A 2033-nucleotide genomic window follows, 5' to 3' on the forward strand; every position below is an offset into this window, starting at 1 on the left:
CTGTCCCTGCTTCTATGTTGAAAGTCAGGCTCATTGACTATCCATCCATTCAGAACTTCAGCTTCGGATAATCTTCTGCCATCCCAAGTTTCATATTAGAAAGTTCATTAAAGATTTATTTTATTTTTTATTATTTTAACATTAATTATATATTTTAACATTAATTATATACAAATGTAAATACTAATTTTAAATAAATAAATGAGTTTTTTCAGAAAATTATATTATTTTAATTTTTATTTAACTAAACAAATTTTATTTAAGTTTGAAAAATCAAGAATTTTATTCCCTTTTATTTATACCTCTTTTATATATTCTTTTAACTATACATATACTTTTAGGGAAATTTTTTGAAAAAATTGATATGCTTCTAACTATGATAAATACTGGATTTTCTATTATTGAAAAAATTAATTTTTGTGATTAAAAAGGTCTTTTTGGGAAAATAAAAGGGGCAAAAAGGGAGAAAATTTATTAAGTCTAAAAAAAATTTCAATTTTTAGTTTCCTTTTATTATACCATTTTTATATTTATACCTTTTTTATATCTTTTAGGTACTCTATAACTCTTATAAATACTAGGTTTGAATACTATTAAAAAGTACCAAAACAATAATAAACAGTACCAAAATAATATAAAATTTATGAATAAAAAGTACTAAAACAATAAATAAGAAGTACCAAAATAATATTTAAAAAGTACTAAAGTAATAAAAAATTACAATTTAAAAGTACTAGTACTTGAAATATTTTGTTTTTGGAGATATAATATAAAAAAAGACGAAAAGGAGATATTTATGGCTAATGAAGTTGTGAAATTTAATAATGATATGAATACTGTTGCACTAAGAAAATTTAATTCGACAGAAATTAATTTGTTGATGGCAATTTGTAGCAGAATTAGGGAGCAGGGGCTAAAGCATATTGAATTTGATTTTCGATATTTGAAGTATTTGATAAAATTTCCTTATGATGATATAAAATCTTTTGTAAATACATTGGATAAGTCGTATTCAAAACTTTTAGAATGTCATATCAGGATAGGAGATGATATTGAATGGACTAGATTTGTTTTATTTACAAAGTACACGATTAATGTAGAAAAGCAAATAATAACTATTGGGATAAATGAAGAATTTAAATATATTTTAAATGAATTAACTTCCAATTTTACAAGATTTGAATTAGATGAGTTTGTAAATTTTAAATCAACCTATACAAAAGAATTTTATCGAAGAATGAAGCAATTCCGATATACTGGAATTTGGATTGTTGATATTGAAGAATTTAAATATCTTATGGACATTCCTTTAAACTACAAAATTGATACAATTGATAAAAAAGTTTTTAAGCCTATAATGAATGAAATAGGAGAGAACTATAACCTGAAGATAATCAAAAAATATAAAAAAGGAGCAGGACGTGGAAGAAGCCGAGTATCTGGGTTTGAATTTAGGTTTAAAAAATCTAGTAAGAAGCAGAAAGCAGATGAAGACAAAGATTTAGCTAAAATTCTTTTTGAAAATAATTTAAAAACATTTGACTATGCACAAGCAAACGCTTATATAAATAGAAAAATTAAAATTTTTGACAAAATATTTGACAGGTACAACTATTTAAGCATTATTAATTTTAAAGAGTCCAAAGAACAACTAATTGTGACATTGAAAAATGTGGATGATGGACACATACAATATTTTAAATTTAATAATTTTAATCATTTTGAGAACTGGTTTAAGAAATATGCCATCTGAATTATTAAAAAATATCATTTAAAAAGCCCATATAATATCCATACAGCTCAAAAAATCAATTTTTGGTATAAAACTATGCCTTAAATGAAAATTTTAGCTTGTAGGGAATATATGGGTGAATTTGGTATAATTAAAGTTTTTTGTATTAATTATTTAAAATGTATGAAAATGAGAGAAAAAATAATCGCTGTCTTTTACAACAACGATTATTTGAAAATATAGCTTTGTTTTTTTATAATTTCTATTTTTCCTTCTTCTAATAATTCTAAAATTAACATTT

At 22.8% G+C, this 2033-nt stretch carries 1 protein-coding gene; it reads left to right on the forward strand.

Going from position 1 to position 2033, the window contains the following annotated elements; translation table 11 throughout:
* The first annotated feature begins 796 nt into the window (after positions 1-796).
* On the forward strand, positions 797-1753 hold the full coding sequence (locus K324_RS0109540) for a replication initiation protein (protein ID WP_036095536.1): 957 nt from the start codon (positions 797-799) through the stop codon (positions 1751-1753).
* Positions 1754-2033 lie beyond the last annotated feature (280 nt).

Origin of the sequence: Leptotrichia trevisanii DSM 22070, from assembly GCF_000482505.1 — a bacterium.
Lineage (GTDB): Bacteria > Fusobacteriota > Fusobacteriia > Fusobacteriales > Leptotrichiaceae > Leptotrichia > Leptotrichia trevisanii.